Annotated in this window: 18 protein-coding genes and 1 riboswitch; of the genes, 11 read left to right on the top strand and 7 right to left on the bottom strand. The window is 44.3% G+C overall.

Features of this window, described 5'->3' with window-relative positions:
- Window positions 1–568: 568 nt before the first annotated feature.
- The 3 genes from AC58UU_RS31800 to panD form a co-directional block, all read right to left on the bottom strand.
- Complete coding sequence (locus tag AC58UU_RS31800) at window positions 569–1,774, bottom strand: threonine synthase (protein WP_497321518.1); 1,206 nt, start codon at window positions 1,772–1,774, stop codon at window positions 569–571.
- Window positions 1,775–1,929: 155 nt separating this feature from the next.
- Window positions 1,930–2,676 carry a YheC/YheD family protein gene (locus tag AC58UU_RS31795; RefSeq protein WP_497321516.1) on the bottom strand — a complete coding sequence of 249 codons (747 nt, stop codon included), beginning with the start codon at window positions 2,674–2,676 and terminating at the stop codon, window positions 1,930–1,932.
- Complete coding sequence (gene panD / locus AC58UU_RS31790) at window positions 2,669–3,070, bottom strand: aspartate 1-decarboxylase (RefSeq protein ID WP_497321514.1); 402 nt, start codon at window positions 3,068–3,070, stop codon at window positions 2,669–2,671. Before panD ends, AC58UU_RS31795 begins: the two co-directional genes overlap by 8 nt.
- 248 nt (window positions 3,071–3,318) lie before the next feature.
- On the opposite strand from panD, the gene AC58UU_RS31785 reads away from it, so the two are divergent.
- Window positions 3,319–3,984 carry an ABC transporter ATP-binding protein gene (locus AC58UU_RS31785; RefSeq protein ID WP_497321512.1) on the top strand — a complete coding sequence of 222 codons (666 nt, stop codon included), beginning with the start codon at window positions 3,319–3,321 and terminating at the stop codon, window positions 3,982–3,984.
- Window positions 3,972–4,715 carry an ABC transporter permease gene (locus tag AC58UU_RS31780; RefSeq protein WP_497321511.1) on the top strand — a complete coding sequence of 248 codons (744 nt, stop codon included), beginning with the start codon at window positions 3,972–3,974 and terminating at the stop codon, window positions 4,713–4,715. Before AC58UU_RS31785 ends, AC58UU_RS31780 begins: the two co-directional genes overlap by 13 nt.
- A gap of 148 nt (window positions 4,716–4,863) precedes the next feature.
- On the opposite strand, the gene AC58UU_RS31775 is transcribed toward AC58UU_RS31780, so the two are convergent.
- A complete protein-coding gene (locus tag AC58UU_RS31775) occupies window positions 4,864–5,631 on the bottom strand; it encodes a sulfite exporter TauE/SafE family protein (RefSeq protein ID WP_497321510.1) in 768 nt (255 codons plus the stop codon).
- Between the two features lie 198 nt (window positions 5,632–5,829).
- Between AC58UU_RS31775 and AC58UU_RS31770 the strand changes: the two genes are divergently transcribed.
- Window positions 5,830–7,161 carry an MDR family MFS transporter gene (locus AC58UU_RS31770; protein WP_497321605.1) on the top strand — a complete coding sequence of 444 codons (1,332 nt, stop codon included), beginning with the start codon at window positions 5,830–5,832 and terminating at the stop codon, window positions 7,159–7,161.
- A gap of 21 nt (window positions 7,162–7,182) precedes the next feature.
- Here AC58UU_RS31770 and AC58UU_RS31765 read toward each other — a convergent pair whose 3' ends face one another.
- Entirely contained in the window at window positions 7,183–8,964 is a 1,782-nt protein-coding gene (locus tag AC58UU_RS31765) for a putative bifunctional diguanylate cyclase/phosphodiesterase (protein ID WP_497321509.1), read from the bottom strand.
- A gap of 63 nt (window positions 8,965–9,027) precedes the next feature.
- A riboswitch (cyclic di-GMP riboswitch) is annotated at window positions 9,028–9,121 on the bottom strand.
- A 206-nt stretch (window positions 9,122–9,327) separates the two neighbouring features.
- Between AC58UU_RS31765 and AC58UU_RS31760 the strand changes: the two genes are divergently transcribed.
- Window positions 9,328–9,978 (top strand): HAD family hydrolase, encoded by a 651-nt coding sequence (locus AC58UU_RS31760; protein ID WP_497321508.1) that lies wholly within the window; start codon window positions 9,328–9,330, stop codon window positions 9,976–9,978.
- A gap of 41 nt (window positions 9,979–10,019) precedes the next feature.
- A complete protein-coding gene (locus AC58UU_RS31755) occupies window positions 10,020–10,442 on the top strand; it encodes a GNAT family N-acetyltransferase (protein WP_497321507.1) in 423 nt (140 codons plus the stop codon).
- 73 nt (window positions 10,443–10,515) lie between these two features.
- Here AC58UU_RS31755 and AC58UU_RS31750 read toward each other — a convergent pair whose 3' ends face one another.
- Complete coding sequence (locus tag AC58UU_RS31750) at window positions 10,516–12,069, bottom strand: ABC transporter substrate-binding protein (protein ID WP_497321506.1); 1,554 nt, start codon at window positions 12,067–12,069, stop codon at window positions 10,516–10,518.
- A gap of 111 nt (window positions 12,070–12,180) precedes the next feature.
- On the opposite strand from AC58UU_RS31750, the gene AC58UU_RS31745 reads away from it, so the two are divergent.
- Window positions 12,181–13,929, top strand: a complete 1,749-nt coding sequence (locus tag AC58UU_RS31745) for a sensor histidine kinase (RefSeq protein ID WP_497321504.1) — start codon at window positions 12,181–12,183, stop codon at window positions 13,927–13,929.
- A 9-nt stretch (window positions 13,930–13,938) separates the two neighbouring features.
- Window positions 13,939–15,531 carry a response regulator transcription factor gene (locus AC58UU_RS31740; protein ID WP_497321503.1) on the top strand — a complete coding sequence of 531 codons (1,593 nt, stop codon included), beginning with the start codon at window positions 13,939–13,941 and terminating at the stop codon, window positions 15,529–15,531.
- Between the two features lie 346 nt (window positions 15,532–15,877).
- On the opposite strand, the gene AC58UU_RS31735 is transcribed toward AC58UU_RS31740, so the two are convergent.
- On the bottom strand, window positions 15,878–16,033 hold the full coding sequence (locus tag AC58UU_RS31735; RefSeq protein WP_497321502.1) for a hypothetical protein: 156 nt from the start codon (window positions 16,031–16,033) through the stop codon (window positions 15,878–15,880).
- Between the two features lie 302 nt (window positions 16,034–16,335).
- Here AC58UU_RS31735 and AC58UU_RS31730 point away from each other — a divergent pair, with 302 nt between their 5' ends.
- From AC58UU_RS31730 to AC58UU_RS31715, 4 genes are all read left to right on the top strand, one after another.
- On the top strand, window positions 16,336–17,277 hold the full coding sequence (locus tag AC58UU_RS31730; RefSeq protein WP_497321501.1) for an ABC transporter permease: 942 nt from the start codon (window positions 16,336–16,338) through the stop codon (window positions 17,275–17,277).
- 17 nt (window positions 17,278–17,294) lie between these two features.
- Window positions 17,295–18,179, top strand: coding sequence for a carbohydrate ABC transporter permease (locus tag AC58UU_RS31725; RefSeq protein ID WP_246358572.1), 885 nt, complete (start codon window positions 17,295–17,297; stop codon window positions 18,177–18,179).
- Window positions 18,180–18,236: 57 nt separating this feature from the next.
- Window positions 18,237–19,805: an ABC transporter substrate-binding protein gene (locus AC58UU_RS31720; RefSeq protein WP_497321499.1), complete on the top strand. Its 1,569-nt coding sequence runs from the start codon at window positions 18,237–18,239 to the stop codon at window positions 19,803–19,805.
- 283 nt (window positions 19,806–20,088) lie between these two features.
- A complete protein-coding gene (locus AC58UU_RS31715) occupies window positions 20,089–20,925 on the top strand; it encodes an electron transfer flavoprotein subunit beta/FixA family protein (protein WP_060648969.1) in 837 nt (278 codons plus the stop codon).
- Window positions 20,926–20,969 lie beyond the last annotated feature (44 nt).

The raw sequence follows: 20,969 nt of genomic DNA, 5'->3' as shown, positions 1-20,969 counted from the left end.
TTTGTATGGGGTTATAGGGTTAGATTATATTTTTATTGATTTAATTTGAGTTTTGGTTGATATGGTTTGATTGAGGATGTTTTAGCGGAATAGTCTTACTCCTGTTAAAAGGCTTTACTGTGTTTGCAACTTGGGAAGTTGTACAACGGAGACTGTCAATTAATTCACAACTGGTATTCATAACTCCAAAATACGATTTTAGAGACATTCAGCTTTCGTGAGGGCTGAAGGGCTATCGTGGTTACCAATGTTGTATTTTTTACAACAATTAACACGCCAAAAGGCTATTTTGCAACTTGAAGTTGCATTTCGTACAACATTATGAGCTCGTTTGATGCGAAATGGTCTATATTGGGCAAAATTGTTGTACATTATGCAACAATGAAGGGAGATTAACGAGATTTAGGCATAAATTGTTGCACTTTCTACAACATCATTCAACAGCTAATATGAATTCAATCATCTAGCAACCTAAATTCTGCATATATGACGAAGATCCCGGTTTAAGACAAATCTATGTGGAGTAAGATTGGTCGAATGAATCGACGGCCTACAGCGTACAACATTCCTACAAACGGCGATAATCCTCATAGTTTCTAATAATCGGAAGTGCAGAGATGGAACCCAAATTCACATATTTCATCGCGTGCGAAGTATTAAAAAGCACAACAGAATCACTCGGACGCAGCCATCCGCTGTCGCAGAGGGCGAGCAGACCTGCCCAAGTTGCCGAGCCTTCGGGGGACGAGGAGATGCCCAATGAGCCTAAGGTTCGAGTAGCCTCGGCAATTTGGCTTTTGGAGAGGGCGATGGCTGTGCCGCCGCTTTGTTCCACAATCGACAGGATGAACGCCAAGTCTGGCGGATTCGGTACGCGCATACCTGTCGGACTTGCTTCTACATCGGCAACTTGGGCACTTTCAGCTCGGTTGCATGTTATGCCGTCGACAATTGGCTGGCATCCCTCTTCTTGCACGCAGACGAATCTGGGCATGGGACCATCAATCCAACGGAGTGCCTTGAGCTCCTGGTAAGCTTTCCACATGCCAATAATACCGGAGCCGCCGCCGGTTGGATAGATGATGACGTCGGGGAATGTCCAACCAAGTTGTTCGGCGAGCTCAAGTCCCATTGTTTTCTTGCCCTCTACACGTCCGGGCTCCTTCAATGTGCCGACGTTTACCCAGCCGTGTTCTTGTTTACCCGCTTCAATGATTGCTGCTGCATCATGAATGAAGCCGTCGACGAGGAAGGTGGCAGCTCCATATAACGGACATTCGTCCACGATTAATGGCGGGCAATCCATGGGGATAAAGACAGATGCCTCGATCCCTGCACGCCCTGCATAAGCGGCTAATGCGCCCGCGGCATTTCCATTGGATGGAACGGCCGCTTTAGTCGCTCCCGCTTCCTTAAGCAAGGAAACAGCGACGGAGAAGCCCCTTGACTTAAAGCTCCCCGTAGGGTTCTGCTCTTCTCTCTTGATCCATAGCCGTTTAATAGGCAGCTTCTGCTCCCAATCCTGCATGCGCAAGAGTGGCGTCCAGCCTTCGCCTAAGGTGACGATACAATCAGGGTTACTCACTGGAAGCAATTCTTTATATCTCCACATTGATGGGTAGCGTGTTTGTAAAGCTTCCTTCGTTAATGTTCTAGCTATGTGCTCCAAGTCGTAATCGACCAATAAAGTACCACCGCAGTCGCATTTCATTTCTTGATAGCGGAAAGGGAGCCTTGCAGAACATCGTGAGCAATAAAGCCCCAATCGGTTCATCTTCGGGCCTCCTCAAAGTTTTCAACAGGAAAACTATCGTAGTTGTAATTTGAGTGCTGCAACCGCAAACTCTTATTTAGACTATTACCAAGAGGAGAAGAAGGAAACGGCATGTGTCTTTTGATTTGGTTTATTTTTCGAACTTATTTTGCGATTCATTTATTTGGTTTGTTTTTGTGAAATGATTTTATCTTGTGGAACATAGACTTATCCTTCAGTTTCAAAAATAGCTCAAGCATAGGAGCAAAATTAACCTCAATAATCCAAACATTTCCCTCTTTGTCAAAAGCCATATCAATCCCCATCGTGCGCACCCAAGGATAGAAAGGACCTAATTTCTGAGCGGCTTGTAAAGCAACTTTATCGAGCTGTGAGAGGAGGTCGGCAGTCCGCCTCGTTTTGAGCGCCGAATTTTTGAGAGCATGCTCCACAGATACAACCTTACCGCTGCTCATGCGAATATTCGTTACGATAAAGCCCTTTCCGGCCACTTTGGCCAGTTTACCAGTTACTTCCCAAGGAGATTTGAGGCGTCGCTGTACCATCACTCTGAGATCAAAGGGCCGGTCATTCACCGTAGCAAGCGGAATTCGCTGTTGAATGATGTTGTTCTTGCTCGCTTTCTTTTTGATATAGGTGTTTAATTGGGTATGCTCTGTAAAATTTTTCTTCGTAGCGCCATCCTGTACCTCATATGTGGAAGATTCCATCCTTTTGATCCGAATGACACCATTGCCCCCATAGCTCCCAGTTGGTTTAATGATGACCTCACGGTATTTTTTTATCATGCGCCAAAAAGAGCTCTCTCGCAGCCAAGCTGTTTCTGGAAGATTCACACTAAGTTTAGACGATTTCCGCAACAGCTTATATTTGGTCCATTTGCTAGTGTTTAGCTTAGTCATTGGATTTCACTTCTTGCTTGAGAATAACTAGATCATGTTCTTCAACCCTCAGCAGTTGATTGCGTTCATCTACAAAAACCACTTGAGGTTTGAGGTTGTTAATTTCTGCTTCATTCATAAGTCCCATACTAAGAATAATAACGAGGTCGCCTGGAGCAAAAAGGTGGGCGGGGGGACCATTCAAACCGATCTTGCCGCAGCCTTCCGGCGCAGGTATCGCGTATGTTTTCCACCGGGTGGCGTTTCGCAGACTTGTGACTTGAACCATTTCATAGGGTAAAATATTCGCTTTGCGCATCAATAAACCGTCTATAGTAATGCTTCCCACGTAATCTAAATCGGCTTCCGTTACCGTCGCACGGTGGATCTTCCCTTTACACATTAGTCGCTGCATATGCAGTAGCTCCTTTATCATCACATTGGGTATTCATCACAAAGTATGACTAAGGTCAGTCTCCTGGTGTAGGCTAAAGCCTATTTCCAGCGAAAAATGGGTTAATGCCACGTTGAATTATGGCTGTGATATACTAATTAAACGGATATGTTGAAAACTTCGGTAGACGGGAGTGAAAAGTTCTGCAGCCTATTCTGGTTATTGAAAATCTACATAAGAAGCATCCAAACGAAGGCCTGACGCCTTTAATGGAGCAAATAAATACGAACGTATTGCCCAAAGATCGTATTGCGATCCTAGGTCCTTCCGGCCAAGGGAAGAGTACACTGCTGCGGATATTGTCCACCTTAGAAAGTATGGATGGCGGAAACTTATCCTTACATGGACGACTTGTTGCGAGCTGGGGACCAAGTGATTGGCGGAAGAAGGTCTGCTATGTCCCCCAACAGCCGGTTATGCTTCCTACTACGGTCGCAGACAACTTAGCTTTGGTAAGTAAACTGCATCAGCGTAATTTCGATAAACCATTGGCGCTTAGCTTGATGGAGCAGGTTGGGCTCGGTGACCTGAATTGGTCTCAGAAGGCGGCAGATTTATCTGGAGGACAGAAGCAGCGGGTTCAGCTAGTGCGGTCAATGCTGCTAGGAGCGGATATTCTCTTACTTGATGAAGTGACTTCTGCTCTTGATTCACAGAGCAAGCAGGCAGTAGAAGATACCCTGATGAAATGGCTTGAAGAGCGGGGAGGCGGGCTTATTTGGGTGACGCATGAAATGGAGCAAGCCAAAAGGGTAGGCAATCGGTTCTGGTATTTGAATCGTGGATCATTATCTGAATCTGTACCAGAAGAAACAGTTGAATGGACGGATTCATTCTCAGTCGAAGGGGGTATGGATTCATCGTGTCTACCCTAGCGTTAGGTTTTACATTGACCTTTGTCATGATTACGGTGGCCTTATCTAAATGGCAGAAGCTTGGGCTTGAGAAGGACATTGCCGTGGGAACCATTCGTGGAGCCTTGCAGTTGTTGTTTATTGGGTATGTGCTTCACTTTATTTTTCAAACGGAGCATTGGGGACTTATCTTTATTATCATTGCGATTATGATTGTGATTGCTACACACAATGCGGGTAAACGCGGAGAAGGGTTAAAGGGGATATATTGGAGAATAGCTGCTGCGATTGCTGTAACAGAAGCGTTAACAATGTCTCTCATGCTTGGTTTACATATTATCAAGCCAACGAGCCAATTCATTATCCCGATAAGCGGTATGACAATTGGTAGTTCGATGATTGTTTGTGGATTGTTTTTGAATCAAATGAACCGTGAGGTACAATCGTCGCGCGGGGAAATTGAAGCGCTGCTAGCTCTCGGATCTTCGGTTAGACAGGCCATTCAGCAAGCACTGCAGCGCTCCGTGAAGGCCAGCATGATTCCGACGATAGACGGAATGAAGACAGTTGGACTCGTTCAGCTTCCTGGAATGATGACGGGGATGATTATCGCAGGCGCAAATACTGTGGAGGCGGTTCGTTATCAAATGTTGATTTTGTTTGCTTTCACAGCAGCAGCAGCAATTACAAGTATCATATTGAGCATACTCAGCTATAAATTGTGGTTTACTCGGGAAATGACTTTGAAGTAAAGGAGCGGATATTTCCCGGGGAACCGCACAAAACGACATGATATGAGTACAACAAGAAGCATCCGAGTAAATTAAATCGGATGCTTCTTTGTATGGGTTACAGGATTTTTGGAAATAAAATCGGAGCCTTAGCTCATATTCATCCGATTCATCCTATTAATTTAAGGCCGCTAATTAATACCAGACTAGCAATAATCGTGCGCAGAATATTGGTCGGTGCTTTTGCAGAGAGCATGCTGCCGATAACGACGCCGGGAATGGATCCGATGAGAAGATTGAGGACAAGTGTATAATTCACATTTCCCATACTTGCGTGCAGAATTCCTGCTGTCGTTGCAAGGAAGAAAGCGTGAGCGATGTCAGTTCCTACGAGCTGAGCAGGGATCATACGGAAAAAGTAAAGCATCGCAATGGCATACAGGGAGCCGGATCCAATGGAAGTAAGTCCAACAACAAACCCCAGTACTGCACCAATTGTGATGGTTAGTCCTCGTTTCTCCTCCAAAGATTTGAGCTGCCAGCGATTTTCTTTGATCTTGTGACCGAAGAAAACTTTAAACAAGGTAGCAAACGCTACCAAAATCAAGACATAACCAAGAGCATGCTTAATAATGATCTCCTGATTATGAAAGAACGAATTGAATAATTTCAAAAAAATAATGGCTATGATTACACCTGGAATACTACCCATAGCCAGCATTTTAACCAGCTTGAAATCAATCGTTTTCTGCCGCCAATGCTGAATCGTGCCAAAAAGCTTTGTAATCGAATTATAAAGAAGATCTGTTCCCACGGCAATTGAAGGATTAACACCAATCAGGATCAAAATGGGGGTGAGCAGCGAAGCTCCACCTACACCGGTCAATCCGACCATAAAACCAACAAATACACCCATAAATAAAACTGTTAAAGTCATGTTGTCATGTCCCCAATCGAATTACCCACTAACCATATTGGATTAATTTTATTATATAGAAAAGCATTATGTAAAGGAAAATTTTAAATATTGTTTTTTAATTGGCTTCATCATGCTCTGAACATGCTATTCATTCATTCTGGAATCAGTTACAATATATGGATGTGAAAAAAAGTCATCATTTAGGAGGGGACATCCCTGAGAAATCGAACAACGGTTATGGTGAGTATTGTTTTGGCGGTATTAGTGTCGTCTATCGATACCACGATTGCCAATACCACAATGCCGATTATTGTGAAAGAAATTGGTGGCAATGACCTATACGCATGGGCATTTACCTCTTATATGGTCCTTTCTACTGTATTAGCTCCATTAGCAGGCAGATTATCTGACCTATTTGGGCGGAAAAGGATCTATGCAGCAGGTATACTTCTGTTTCTATTCGGATCTGTGCTTTGCGGTTTATCCCAAAGCATGCTGCAGCTGATTCTGTTCAGAGCGATTCAAGGGATTGGTGCAGGGGTGATGATGCCTTTTCCAGCCATCATTGCGGGAGATATATATCCGGTGGAGCAGCGCGGTAAAGTTCAAGCGTATTTCACAGGGATGTGGGGGTTATCTGCGATATTAGCGCCTCTACTGGGTACGTTCTTCGTGACCTACCTGAGCTGGCGGTGGATTTTTTTCGTTAATATACCGGTATGTATCGTTGCACTTCTAGCATTGCAGCCATATAAGGAGGTGTATCAACCGAAGAAAGCAGTGGTCGATTATGGCGGAGCTATGTTGTTTGCTGGTGGTATATCCTTATTGCTGCTTACAACAGCAGTTGAGCATTATAGCTACATTTATGGTGCGCTAGGGGGCATATTTATGATTGCTTTCTTTTTATATGAGAGAAAACATCCTGCACCGATCGTTCCATTAAACCTACTGCGCAATCGTCCGGTAGCCATTATGATTGCAAGCTCCTTTCTTAGCTGCGCGGCTCTCTTTGGGACTTCCAGCTTCATACCTCTCTTCTTGCAAAATCAAGGCTACTCATTATTTGTCAGTGGTATTGCACTTCTGAGTACATCCATTGGGTGGATGGCCGTAGCTATACCTGGTGGAAAATGGGTACTTCGCTTTGGATATAAACGGCTTTTGGTCATAGGTAATGTTATATTAGTCATTACAGCAGCCTTGCTTTATTTCATTCACGAGGCTACTCCATACTGGTACACGTTTACCGCACTAACGACGCTTGGTCTTGCTTATGGGATAATCTTCACCATTACTACAATCGGTTCACAGCAGCTTGTGGAAGCGCACCAGAAGGGGATTTCCACCTCGCTGCAGCTCTTTGCACGGAATATTGGAACAGCGGTCAGCGTAACCATTATGGGGGCAATCCTTACGAAATCCAGCGTCTTTTATACGGGTATTCACGGCATGTTCGTATTTGGACTTTTAGCAAGCTTACTTTCATTGGCCATGCCGTTTGCTATTCGTTCTGCGTCCAATCTGAAAAGCCAGAAGACGGAGTAACCTCCGCATTCTGGCTTTTTCTCATAAAGCATTTGGACTAGTACTAGCATCATGGATAACATAACTCTTTTCAAATAGCTGGGCCGTAAGTGGAACTGAGAATAAGTATCCTTGTATATTTTCACAACCAAATCTTTCTAGAAGAATGAGCTGTTCATGAGTTTCTACACCAACGGCAATGACATTCAAATTTAAACTTTGTGACATGGTCATAATCGCTTTAATAATAGAAGATGCAGATATGTTGGAGGAAATGTCTTGAACGATTGATTTATCAATTTTCAAAGTATCGACTGGCGATTTATGTAAATAACTTAAAGAAGAATAACCAGTTCCGTAATCATCGACGGAGATTTTTACTCCCTCGCGCTTTAAAGCATTAAGCTTTTCCATACAACTGAGGCTGTTATACATCGCTACACTTTCGGTAATTTCGAGTTCTAAGTACTTTGCTTCCAGCTCATTTTGATGCAGAATCTCGAGAATCATAGTCACCAAATCTTCTTGATGAAACTGGACTGCGGATATATTGACTGCAATAGGAACAGGCTCCATACCCGCATTTTGCCATTTTTTCATTTGTATACAGGCAGTTTGTAATACCCATTTTCCAATTGAAATAATTTGTCCGGATTCTTCTGCAATAGGAATAAATTCCTTCGGCGAGATACTTCCTAACTCATGGCTATCCCACCTTAGTAAAGCTTCTACGCCGTTTATTTTGCCTGTAGGGATATGGAATTTGGGTTGGTACATCAGGTAGAGCTCATTATGTTCTATGGCTGTCCGGAGGGATTGCTCACATGCGCTTCTCCTCAAATGAATGACACTCATTTCCTGTTCATAAAATTGATAATGGTTTCCTCCACGTTCTTTGGCCAGATACATCGCATGATCGGCATTTTTCAGTAAAACCTCCGGATCTTCTCCATCGATAGGATACAAAGAGATACCAATACTGGTGGAAACAAAAACATTTCGCCCGTCGATTTGGAAAGGAGCTTCCAATTGTTGCATGATCTTCTCCGCTTGCACAGCAGCTGACTTCCGATTACCGAATGGGTATAAAATCACAAATTCATCACCACTTAGTCTGGAGACAATGCTTTGTGCAAACAAGCTTTCCGAAAGCAATGCGGAGAACTTTTGCAAAACGAGATCTCCTAAGGGATGGCCTAAGGTATCATTAATGAGTTTAAACCGATTTACATCGAGGAAGAGTAGAGCTAAGCTCTGATTATGTTGTTTGGCTTTGTTTAACGCATCATGGAAAAGTGGATTGAACTGGTTGCGATTCGGCAAACCTGTCAGAAGATCAAAGTAGGCTAGCTGCTGTATCATATCATCGGACTTCTTTTTTTCAGTCAAATCGCGAAGATAAGCTGTATAGACATGCTTTCCTTTATACGAAGTGCTCGTAATCGTTATTTCCGCAGGAAATACACTGCCATCCGATCGAAATGCTTTCAATTCGATTCGCTTACCGATAATCGTTTCGTCTTTGGCCGTGAACAGCAGATTTAAGAAGGTTGTCTCCTGGCCATCTTTTTCAAAAAGAAAATCGATTAATGTAAGTCCTATAGCTTCTTTGCGTTCGTAACCAAAAATGGATTCTGCCGCAGGATTAAACGCAATGATCCTCCCACTTGAATTAATCAACATGATACAATCGATAGCAGACTCTAAGAGTGAAGCTTTGAGTGCTGTTTTGTTAGTAAAGTATAAGTAAAGAGCAGTTATTGAAATAATGAACGCTAGCAGCATGAGGTAAATAGGATAATTATCTATTAGCGTAAGATGCATGAATCGACCTCATTTCGTATAAATAAAAAAAGTCCATCCCGAATGAAAGGATGAACTCCTTGACTCGGTAACCTGTCGTCCATAGCATCGGAAGTTAGGGATGCCTTAGGTCATGGCTTTGCGTCGCATTGTTTCCAATGGTTTGCTTTTATCGATTCTATATATGTAGTTCAAAAGGCACTAGTTAATGATGTAAAAGACTTATGTACCAGTTAATACGCCTCATTATAAATAGTTGAAAATGACGTGTCTATAGCGGTATTTACATAAAATTAGCGAATCATGTCGAATTCGACTAAAAATAATTAATAATACTAATTTCTTAATTTTTCTATAGTTCTAGAGATGGATAGGTGAGGTTCAATGAGTAAATTAAGCCAAGTTCGAGGCATTATTTTTGATATGGATAATACACTGCTGAGGTCTAGCATTAATTTCCAAATGATGAAAAAGCAAGTGGCGGACTACCTTACCGAGAATGATCTATTGCAGGTTGGTTTTCCGATTCAAGAGCATACCACATCAACCATGATTGAGCATGTGAAAGCGAAAGGGATGCCTGAAGAGTCCTATATAGAAGTGATGAATATGGTTGTTCAACATGAACTAATAGGCATGGAGGGTGCAGGACTGGAATCCCATGTTTCCGAGCTTCTAAATGTTTTAAAGACGGGCTATGTCCTGGTTATTGTGACTAATAATTCATACAAAGCCGCCGTACATGCGCTGGAAAAGACCGGAATTCATCCATACTTTGATTTGATTATCGGAAGAGAGCAGATGAATGCCATGAAACCATCTCCATCCGGATACTTAGCCGCTAAGCAGCATTTTCCACAAATTCTTGAGAGCCAATGGATATCGATCGGTGACTCGTGGATAGATGGCAGAGCATCCATGGATGCAGGAGTTCCCTTTATCAGCTATGGGCCCAACGGACATCTGATGGAGGAGAAGGGAATCACCCCTGTAGCGCATGTTGACAGCTTGCTTAAGTTGTTAGATTATGTGTAGATAACGAAAAATGAAAGTAGTGAATAAAGATGTTAGTAAATGTGAAATCCCGACTAAACGAAAATGAAATACAAGAACTGCTGAGTTACAGCGTTTTCCCCGATCCGGAGGCGTTACAACCTGTCATTGAGCGTTATGAAAATGATGCTAATCTATGGTTGTTTGGGTATGAATCCGAAGGTATCTTAGTGGGCATCATTGGCTTTGAGCTCAGTGATAATCAGGAGATGACGATCACTCATCTGGCCGTTGAACCGGAGAGCAGAGGGGTAGGCTTTGGTCGAGGGATTATTCTTGAAATTATTGAAGATATGCATCCCGTTCGAATCGTGGCAGAAACAGATGAAGAGTCGGTCCAATTTTATCGGAATATTGGGTTCGTTATTCGCAGCCTCGGGGAGAAATATCCCGGTGTAGAACGTTTTCTATGTACATATGAGGTAGAAGAAGCCGAAGAGGATTAGTATCTCATTTACGAATCATAATCTGTACATAGCAAAAATCCCCTAACATTGAGGGGATTTTTTGCTATGTACACTATTTCTGTTTGCGGGAAGCAGCCCAAGCATCCAGTTGCCGCTGTTTCTCCTCAATGACCTTATTTCCACCAGCACCTTTCAGTGCTTTCAAAAAGGAGGGAAGGATCAGATCGGGATCGAATTCTCCTGAATTAAGTGCTCCTGCGTACTGTAGGAGGACGTTCCCACTGGCGATCACTTCATTTTTCACTTTGTCGGGGTCAAAAACGAACCCAAGGGCGATAGACTTGTCTGCGGTTTCGTTAAAGATCCGATACTTCTTCCAGAGGTCAGGGTCATCGGTGGCCCAGATGTAGGAATTCAGCTGGTTACCGAATATCCAAGGCAGGTTAAGGTTATAGCCAATGGTTTTGGCTGATTCTCCGGGAGGGTAATCGATCACATTGTCGGCTATTTTGACATAATGCTTGCCTTCGATTCCCCAATCAAGCAGATTCAGCAAGTATTTATCCGTATAAAGCAAATTAAGGAACATCATCGCCCGTTCGGGGTTTTGGGACGTTCTGGGGATAGCGAACATGGCGCTTGTCGTATCTCCGGTTGTCGTATAGGGCTTGGTCAGCTCCACGGTTACCATGGGAAAGCCTGTATTCCTTGATTCCTGCGTATCGAAGCCGGGTTTTATGGACTGCGAGTAAGCGAAAGCTTTGCCAGCTTTAACGGCTTCAAATTCATCTTGTCTTGTAGTGGAGCCGTCCTTATTGATATAACCGGCCTGATACCAGTTGTGCATAATCTTGGCGTCGTGAAGATATGCCGGTGTTTCATATAAGTTAATGACTTTCAGTTCTTTGCTATCACGGTCGATAACACCCGGACCACCGCTGGAATCCAGCATGTCGAACTTTCCATAGCCGTTCAATACGGTGAGGGGAGAACGGTCATATTTGACCTGAAGAGGGATCATGCCAGGTTCTTTTTCCTGTATCGTTTTCCAGATCGGCTCGAAATCTTCGAGTTTACGAATGGTGGAGAGATCGATATTGTATTTATCGACGATATCCTTTCGCATGACGATGCCTTTCGTCGAAGCGAATTCTTTATTGGTCACCACGCCATAAATGCTGCCTTTTACCCGTCCGTTCTCGATGTAAGTAGGATCAAGTGTGCTCGTAATGCCCTGTCCGTATTGGTGCAGCAGATCGTCCAAAGGGATGATTTGCTGTTTGGCAATTTCCTGACCGAGGTACAACCATGATGAGGTGAACAATAAATCAAATTTCTCATTGGAAAGAAACATCAAGTTGGTTTTATCCAACCAGACAGAGAAGTCAATCGGCCGTAATTCAATCGTAGCATTGATTTTCTTTTTCAGATAGACGTTCATGGCGTCTTGTACATCCGGCAAATCTTTAGGGACGGGTCCACTTGGGAACACCATTACCATGTGATAAGGCGGGAGTTCCGCTGCTGCTTCATCTTGCTGTTCGCTCGTGGGTGAAGGAGATGTAGCTGCAAGAGGTACGGTCTCCGCATTGTCGCATGACAAGAGGAGGGTGGAACAAACAAGGCTCGTGCTCAAAACATGGGCTAATTTGCGGATAAGTTTCAATGCGCATACCCCCTCCTAAGCTTAATATATCAAATAATGATGAGCTTAAAAAGAAGGAATCAGGTAGCGGGCGTGGAATTGACGGGGAGTAAAGGGGGCAGTGAAACGTTTATGAAAAGAAGTACTCTTCGATCTCAGCTTATTTTAGGCTTTGCCTTGGTAACCGTCCCGCTCGTCATTTTATTAATTTGGAATAATATGTATGCGACGAAGGTCGTGCATTCTCAAGTCGCACAGTCTAATAAAAATATGTTGACTATGTATATGAATCAAATCGATCAGGTACTTGAGGAACTGGATAAATACCTGTATAGAACAGCAAATCAGGATAACGATTTAATATCGCTAAGTGCTTTCGACAAGGACAATCCAGAATCCTATTATGCGAAAATTCGTACGTTAAACGCGATGTATCTGAATACGAATTACTATAAAGATGCGGACGTGCTGTTTGCTTACAGTTCCAAATATAACGATTTGTTGGTGGCGCCGCAGCCTTATATGAATAATGAACGGAAGGAATCGATCAAAACTAGACTGGATAAGCTGATGCTGGATTCAGGAAGCCGCAGCACTTTACAGCGCTCCTGGCAGCTGATCTATCAGGACAATCAATACTCGCTCGTACGTCTTGTTGATACTGGCTATGAATCGTACATCGGCGCTTGGGTGGACATTAATCGGCTCATGATCCCTCTGAATCTGCTCCATCTGGGGGAACGCGGGCAGGCGTTATTTTTATCTAAAGAAGGAACGGTTCTAAATGCACTTAAAGATGTGGAATTCAAGAAGAGTCTTCAATCGATAGATTGGAAGATGGACTTAACGGAAGAAGATCAACCTTATCAGATTGTGCGGCTGGCCGAAAAGTATTTGCTCGTTATTCAGCCGTCCCATAACGCGGATATTTATTTGTCTATTATGATACCTGAGCGCAATCTGCTCGAGGGGCTGACCTTTTTCCAAAGAATTAATTACTATGTGCCGGTTTTGGCGCTTGTGATTTTGTCGATTTACTTGTTTTTCCTGGAAAGCTTCATTCTGAAGCCGATCGCTCGGTTAATCAAAGGGATGAGGAGAATTTACTCGGGGGACTTGTCCGTACGGTTCAAAGATGATAGATTGATGGAATTTAAGGTTATCGGTGAGACATTTAATAACATGGTCACACAGATTGAAGTGCTGAAAATTGATATTTACGAGGAACAAATCCGTACGAAAAAGGCGGAGCTTAAACATCTGCAAGCGCAAATTCACCCGCATTTCTTTATGAATTCCTTGAATATAGTGTACAACTTGGCGCAAACGAAAAACTTTGAGCTGATTCAACAAATGGCCATTAATCTGGTTAAATATTTCCGATTCGCGATTCGGACGCATCTTTCCTCGATTACGTTATTGGAAGAATTGGAACATATCCGAAGCTATCTGGCGGTGCAGCAGGTGCGGTTTCCGGAGCATCTGTCTTTTCACATTGACATTGCGCCTGAACTGCAAAGTTATCGCATTCCACCTTCAACGATCCAGCCTCTCGTGGAAAATGCGATGATTCACGGATTCTCGATCAACCAATTTCAATCGTTTCAAATCGGCATTGAGGTGCGGTCCGATCCCGACTCTGAATCGCATATTGTTGTTCAGGTTCGTGACAACGGCAAGGGGATACCAGATGAGAGGCTGAGACAACTGCAATCTCATAGTTATTTTGAAGAAGAGGGCAACGAGCATATCGGCTTGTGGAATGTGATGCGCAGATGTAAGCTTTACTACAAATCAAATGTGGACATTGTGCTGGAGCGGGCGGAGCCCAGCGGTTCAATCGTTACATTAAGGCTTCCGCGCCAAAGATCAGATGAATGAGGGATAAGCATGTACACAGCTTTGTTGGTGGATGACGAGATCTTTGCAGTCAAAGGGATGATCTCAGGTGTGAATTGGGATCGATTAGGCATCAGTGAAGTTTACGAAGCTTACCATGCGACGACTGCTAAGGAAAGACTGCTGCAGACGCATGTTGACGTGATGATTTGTGACATAGAAATGCCCGATGAGACAGGACTGGAGCTGGTCGAGTGGGTCAAAGCGATTAGGCCGGAAGTGGTTGTGTTGTTTTTGACTTGCCATGCCGACTTTGCCTTCGCGCAGAAGGCGATTCACATGGGCAGCTTCGATTATTTGCTGAAGCCGGTTATTTTTAGCGAGCTTGAGCAGGTGCTGCAGAGCGCTCTTAATAGTATTCAGGAGCGAAGGGAGCTGAAAGAGTCGACTGAGCATCTGAAGAAATATCAGTCGATGTGGGAACACAAGAAGACAGCATTGATTGAACGATTTTGGCAGGATATTCTGTGCCAGCGATTACTGCCGAATGAGATGACACTACGATCCGCTTTTGAGGAATATCAGCTGCCCATTGAGGTACTTTCCCATGTGACGCTGATCCTGATTAGCGTAGAGCAGTGGGGGAAGGATTTCAGCGCCAGAGATGAAGAAATCATGAGCTTCGCGCTGCGCAACGCTGCGGAAGAGATGATTATTGGGACGAGTCATGGTCATGTGGTTGAGGATAACCGAGGCAATATGATCATTATGCTTTACAGAGACAGTATGACTTCGATTCATGATGATGAGCTCAGTGAAGTTTGTACGAGATATATGAAGGCGTGCCAGCAATACTTGTATTGCCAGCTCTCTTGTTATATCAGTGAAGTTGCACCGCTTCACGATATTATGAAATCGTACCACACCCTGCTGGAGTGGGAGCATAAGAACGTTGTCCAGCAGAATAGGGTGCTATTATATCGCGATTATCGGAATCATCGTGGCGATGACATGCTGAGTGTTTCCTTGATGGATTGGGCGGACTGGTTTGAGAAGGGTGATCGGGAAAAGCTGTACGGGTTGGTTGAACATCAGATGGTTACGTTCAGTGAACAGCAGGTAACGATCGAAACCTTGGAAGCTTTTTATCATGGGTTCCTGCAAGTCGTCTATTATGTTCTTCATCGCAAGGGTCTGTCAGCGCAAATGCTCTACAAGGACGCAGCAATGCCGGATCTATCCGTAGTAACGAAATCTATCTCTCACTTAGAGCAGTGGATGAAGCAGATGATCGGGAGCGTAACTGGGCTGTTATTCTCCAAGCGGCCGCCGAATTCAATCGTACAGAAGATTAAAGACTATATCGCAAGCCATCTGGACGTGGATTTTACCCGGGAGGATCTGGCTGATTACGTATTCCTGAATCCGGCCTATATCTCCCGGTTGTTTAAAGCGGAAACGAATCTTTCCCTATCGGACTACATCTTGCAGCAGCGCATGCACAAAGCCTCCGAGCTGCTGCTGAATACGGATCAACCGGTGAGCCAAATCGCCGTAAATCTCGGGTATGGGAATTTTTCGTATTTCGCGAGGATGTTTAAGCGGGTGTATGGAGTGACGCCGCAGGAGTATCGGAAGAAATAGGGTTAGAAAAGCGCCTGGCATCATGCTGTGCGCTTTTTTCTTTGGCATTGATTGCTTTACCAGTCCCTCGCAGCTAAACCGACTTCGAGAGCGTGAGGATTGCATCTAACTGGAAAACATCGTTACAGGAGCGAGGAAAAGCGGAAGCGCGTCTGTAACAATGTCTTTCATGCTTACAGACGAGAAAAGCGCGGATTAGCGCGCTGAACGAAGATGTAAGGTTGTTTTTCATCGTTACAGAAGCGAGGAAAAGCGGAGGCGCGTCTGTAACGATGTTTTTCATGCTTACAGACGAGAAAAGCGCGGATTAGCGCGCTGAATGATGGTGTAAGGTTGTTTTTCATCGTTACAGAAGCGAGGAAAAGCGGAAGCGCGTCTGTAGTTTTTCATGCTTACAGGCGAGAAAAGCGCGGATTAGCGCGCTGAATGAAGCTGTAAGGTTGTTTTTCATCGTTACAGAAGCGAGGAAAAGCGAAAGCGCGTCTGTAACGATGTTTTTCATGGTTACAGACGAGAAAAGCGCGGGTTTGCGCGCTGAACGAAGCTGTAAGGTTGTTTTTCATCGTTACAGAAGCGAGATGAAGCAGAAGCGCGTCTGTAACGATGTTTATCATGCTTACAGACGAGAAGGTATCACTTCGAGAGGGCTATTAGGAACATGCTCTGACTTTAACGCGAGAGGTAGGATTTTGTCCAACAACATAGGTAGTCACAATCGTATCATTTGAGGTCACAGGATTGGTAGGTCGAACCTTGGATTGAAAATATAATTAGATTATCAACCAAGGAGGATCAACCGCTGCTATGACGACAAAAACACTTACCAATAAAAGCACGTTTTGGAAACAGATGAACAGGTACAAGGCGCTCTGGCTGATGGCGCTGCCGGGCATCATCTATTTGCTGCTTAACAACTATTTACCGATGTTCGGCACCATCATTGCCTTCAAAAACATCAACTACGCCAAAGGCATATGGAAAAGCGACTGGGTCGGCTTCAAAAACTTCGAATACTTGTTCAGCACCAGCGACGCGTTCATCATTACTCGCAATACGCTGCTCTATAATACAGTGTTCATTGTGATCACACTCATCTGTTCCGTCAGCTTGGCGATTATGCTCAATGAGGTCAGAAAACAGCTGGCTAAGAAATTTTATCAGAGTGCGCTGCTGCTTCCTTACTTTTTATCCGCTGTTATCGTTGCCTATCTGGTGTATAGCTTATTGAGTTCGGAATATGGTTTTTTGAACAAAATTGTCCTTCCGCTCTTCGGCCAAGATCCAGTGTCTTGGTATAACGAGCCCAAATACTGGCCTTACATTCTGGTCATTGTGAATACTTGGAAGGGCGTCGGATACTCCTGTGTCATCTACATCGCAGCGATTGTCGGCATCGACAATGAATATTACGAGGCTGCGAAGATTGACGGAGCGAGCAAATGGCAGCAAATTCGCCACATTACGGTTCCTTTACTGATGCCGGTCATTACAACTATGGTGCTGTTGTCCATCGGACGTATTTTTTACGCGGACTTCGGATTGTTCTATCAGGTACCGCTTGATTCTGGCATGCTGCTTCCGGTAACCAACGTCATCGACACTTATGTATATAGGGGTTTGCTGCAACTTGGAGATCTTGGGATGTCTTCCGCAGCTGGACTGTATCAATCGCTAGTTGGCTTCATCTTGGTGCTCGTGTCTAATTCAATCGTTCGTAAATTTAATCGCGATCAGGCGCTATTCTAGAGAAGGAGGAGAGTTCCTTGGCAAGTCAAAACAAAACCCACTGGTTGTTACACCTAGTATTTTTACTCATCGCCTGTACAACGATTCTGCCGATCATTCTCGTCTTCATGGTGTCTGTCACAGATGAAACGACGATTACCCAAAATGGCTACTCATTTTTCCCGCAGAAAATAAGCTTTGAAGCTTACAAGTATCTGTTCCTGGACTCAATGACCATTATCAGGGCTTATGGGGTTACGATTCTTATCACTGTGGTGGGTACGATTGTCGGCCTCATGCTGACGGCACTGCTGGCCTATCCGATATCCAGAAGGGATTTCCCTTATAAAAATATGCTGACCTTCTTCGTTTTCTTCACGATGTTGTTCAATGGCGGGTTAGTCCCTTGGTACTTGGTGTTTACAAAGCTGATCCCGCTCAAGGACACGATCTGGAGTTTGATCATTCCGGGATTGCTTTTAAACGGATTCTTCGTTCTAATTATGCGAACCTTTTTCGCGACCTCGATTCCGATGGCTATCATCGAATCAGCTTATATGGATGGAGCTAGCGAATCCAGAATTTTCTTTAGAATCGTACTTCCGCTTTCTACGCCTGTATTGGCGACCATTGGCTTATTTAACACGCTAGGTTATTGGAATGATTGGTTTAACAGCTTGGTTTTCCTTACGGATTCCAAGTATTACAGTCTGCAGTATTTGCTGAATAAAATATTGCTGAACATTCAATTTCTCTCACAGAACTCCCGTAATACTAACGCTTCACAGATTATGGCGACGCTGCCAACCGAAACGGTGCGCATGGCGATGGCGATTATCGGGATAGGTCCGATTGTACTTGCCTATCCGTTTTTTCAGAAGTATTTTGTCAAGGGTTTGACTGTTGGCGCTGTGAAAGGGTAATACCGAAAACAAATTCGGTTTATCATATACAAATTTATCATTAATGGAGGGGTTTCCGTGTTTCAACCAAAAAGAAAATTGGTTTCAATCGCTTCTTCTGTGTTAGTTCTATCTTTAGCGCTAACTGCTTGTTCTAGCGGTGCCAAACCTGCAGCAGAAACAAGCACAAGTACACCTACAACGGGAGCGGCTCCAACAACAGAAGCTAAAGCAACATCTGCTGCCAATGATTTGAAACCCTACAAATTGGTCATGATTTTCCCTTCCGGCGTTGTACCGAAAGATTTACCTGCGGTTCAAGACGAAATCAACAAGTATTTGACGGGAAAAATAAACGCAACGATTGAAATTCGTCCGATCGATTGGGGTGCATGGACGAATAAAACGAACCTGATGTTTGCTTCCGGCGAGCAATTCGACCTGATGTTTACCGCTTCTTGGTATGGCTTAGGTCAGCAAGCGGCAAAAGGCCAAATCATTCCTCTGGACGATTTGATCAATAAACACGGTCAAGGCATCAAAAACGTGCTAGATCCCGCTTACGTAGAAGGCGGTAAGCTGAACGGTAAATCCTACGGTGTCGTAGCGAACAAAGAGTTTGCGGCAACGAAAGGCGTCGTCATGCGCAAAGATCTTGTCGATAAGTACAAAATCGATCTGTCAGCGGTTAAAGAGATGAAGGATCTCGAGCCTATTTTCAAAACGATTAAAGAGAATGAACCGGGCATCACGCCGCTCCAGGTGAAGAATGATCGTTCCCCGGCCAGCGCCATTCTCGGCTACGGACTATTTGACATGCTGGGCGACGGACCGGGTGTGCTGGATCGTGCAAGCAAAGAGCTGAAGGTCATAGACATGTTTGAGACTCCTCAATTTATGGAAGCGGTTAAACTCATGAACAAATGGTATAAAGCAGGCTACATCAATAAAGATGGAGCTACGAACAAAGAGAGTGAATTCTTGGCTGTCAAAGCTGGCAAAGCCTTCGCTTACGGCGAATCCATGAAACCAGGGTTCGAGATGCAGGAAACACGCAATACCGGCACGCCGATGGTTACGGTTGAACTGACGAAGCCTTATACGACTACGGGCGACACGACTAGCGCGATGTTTGCCATTCCGAACACGTCCAAGGATCCGGAAAGAGCCATGATGCTCTTGAATCTACTCTACACGGACAAACATTTGTTGAACTTGCTCGATTGGGGTATCGAAGGTAAACACTATGCCAAAGCAGGCGATAACATTATCGATTATCCGCAAGGCGTAGATGCAGCATCTGTTGGCTACAACCTTAACCTGCCATGGATGTTTGGTAACCAACTCAACTCCTATATTTGGAAAACCGAAGATCCGAAAATCTGGGATCGTTACAAAGAATTCAATACAGGCGCTCAAAAATCGATTGCACTTGGCTTTGTTTTTGACCCAGAGAAGGTGAAGAATGAAATTGCGGCTACGAACAACGTGGCTACACAGTTCACTGGAGGCTTGTATACAGGAACGATCGATCCTGAAAAGTTTGTTCCTGAGTTTGTCAGCAAGTTAAAAGCGGCAGGTATGGATAAAATTATTGCCGAGAAGCAAAAACAATTAGACGAATGGGCGAAAACGAACAAAAAATAAAACCTTATATAAGGAGAGAGCTGCAAACCACGCTTTGGCGTAGGCTGCAGCTTTTTCATTCTCCGTGCAGCATCGGTAAGATTACTTTTGAGCCTTAGACGAAAGTAAGTGTCATGTTAGGAAGCTTTTCGCATATATTGTGTTAGATTATTAACTTTAAAAAAAGAGTGAAAGCGATTTCGTTTCGTCATTTTAAGTGACAAAATTCACAATGCTGACAAGCTCAGATCCGTTTGTTGTCGAAAGTGCAAGTAAGTTTCCTAAGAAATAGGAGGGTGCAGAGATGCTGCATATTGTCGTTTGTATCAAGCAGGTACCTGACTCTAGAGAAATTCGCATTGACCCCAAAAATAATACGTTAATTCGCCAAGGTGTCCCAAGTATCGTGAACTTCTATGATATGCATGGGCTGGAAGAGGCGCTCCGTATTAAGGATGAACAGGGTGCGAGGATTACAGTAGTAACAATGGGACCTCCGCCTGCGGAGAAAGGTTTAAAGGAATGCATCTCCCTCGGGGCAGACGATGCTGTGTTGGTGACGGATCGTGGCTTCGCGGGAGCGGACACGCTGGCGACATCGTACGTTGTTGCCCGAACCATCCGTAAAATTGCTGAAACATGGGGACCGGTGGATATCGTTTTTTGCGGCAAACAAACGCTGGATGGCGATACGGGGCAAGTTGGGCCTGGCGTCGCATGCCGATTGGATCTGGAACAGCTTACTTATGTCAACAAAGTCGCCAGTGTGGATGAAAAGCGGCGAAAAGTTCGTGTCCATCGGCTTTTGGAAGATGGCATTGAAGTTGTTGAGACAAGCATGCCGGTGCTGATCACGGCACTGAAGGAACTGAACAAGGTGAGACGAGCATCGCTGCCTGGTATGATTCGGGCTGCGCGTTATAAGCCGACTGTTTGGACGACAGCTGATTTTCCGGATCTTGAAAAGGCGAAAATTGGTTTAAAAGGCTCACCAACGATCGTAGCCAAAACATGGGTGCCGGAGGTAAAAGCAGTTAAAACGCATATGATCGCGTTTGATTCTCCGGAAGCAGCCGCTGCTCAGCTAGCCGATCAGCTCATGACGAAAGAGATGCAGACTTTGTTAGACTGGTCTTCGTGAAAGTAAAGCATGTGTACGACCTAAAAAACTCAGAATCACCGTTA

It is taken from the genome of Paenibacillus sp. JT22N1, from assembly GCF_059692155.1.
Note: the sequence above shows the minus strand (reverse complement) of the source record. Positions and strands in the feature narration are given on the sequence as shown.

Coding starts and splice junctions, on each gene's coding strand:
- AC58UU_RS31730 (WP_497321501.1), top strand. CDS start 16,336: ATGACGACAAAAACACTTACCAATAAAAGCACGTTTTGGAAACAGATG.
- AC58UU_RS31775 (WP_497321510.1), bottom strand. CDS start 5,631: ATGACTTTAACAGTTTTATTTATGGGTGTATTTGTTGGTTTTATGGTC.
- panD (WP_497321514.1), bottom strand. CDS start 3,070: ATGCAGCGACTAATGTGTAAAGGGAAGATCCACCGTGCGACGGTAACG.
- AC58UU_RS31765 (WP_497321509.1), bottom strand. CDS start 8,964: ATGCATCTTACGCTAATAGATAATTATCCTATTTACCTCATGCTGCTA.
- AC58UU_RS31745 (WP_497321504.1), top strand. CDS start 12,181: ATGAAAAGAAGTACTCTTCGATCTCAGCTTATTTTAGGCTTTGCCTTG.
- AC58UU_RS31800 (WP_497321518.1), bottom strand. CDS start 1,774: ATGAACCGATTGGGGCTTTATTGCTCACGATGTTCTGCAAGGCTCCCT.
- AC58UU_RS31785 (WP_497321512.1), top strand. CDS start 3,319: ATGGAGCAAATAAATACGAACGTATTGCCCAAAGATCGTATTGCGATC.
- AC58UU_RS31760 (WP_497321508.1), top strand. CDS start 9,328: ATGAGTAAATTAAGCCAAGTTCGAGGCATTATTTTTGATATGGATAAT.
- AC58UU_RS31735 (WP_497321502.1), bottom strand. CDS start 16,033: ATGAAAAACATCGTTACAGACGCGCTTTCGCTTTTCCTCGCTTCTGTA.
- AC58UU_RS31795 (WP_497321516.1), bottom strand. CDS start 2,676: ATGACTAAGCTAAACACTAGCAAATGGACCAAATATAAGCTGTTGCGG.
- AC58UU_RS31715 (WP_060648969.1), top strand. CDS start 20,089: ATGCTGCATATTGTCGTTTGTATCAAGCAGGTACCTGACTCTAGAGAA.
- AC58UU_RS31740 (WP_497321503.1), top strand. CDS start 13,939: ATGTACACAGCTTTGTTGGTGGATGACGAGATCTTTGCAGTCAAAGGG.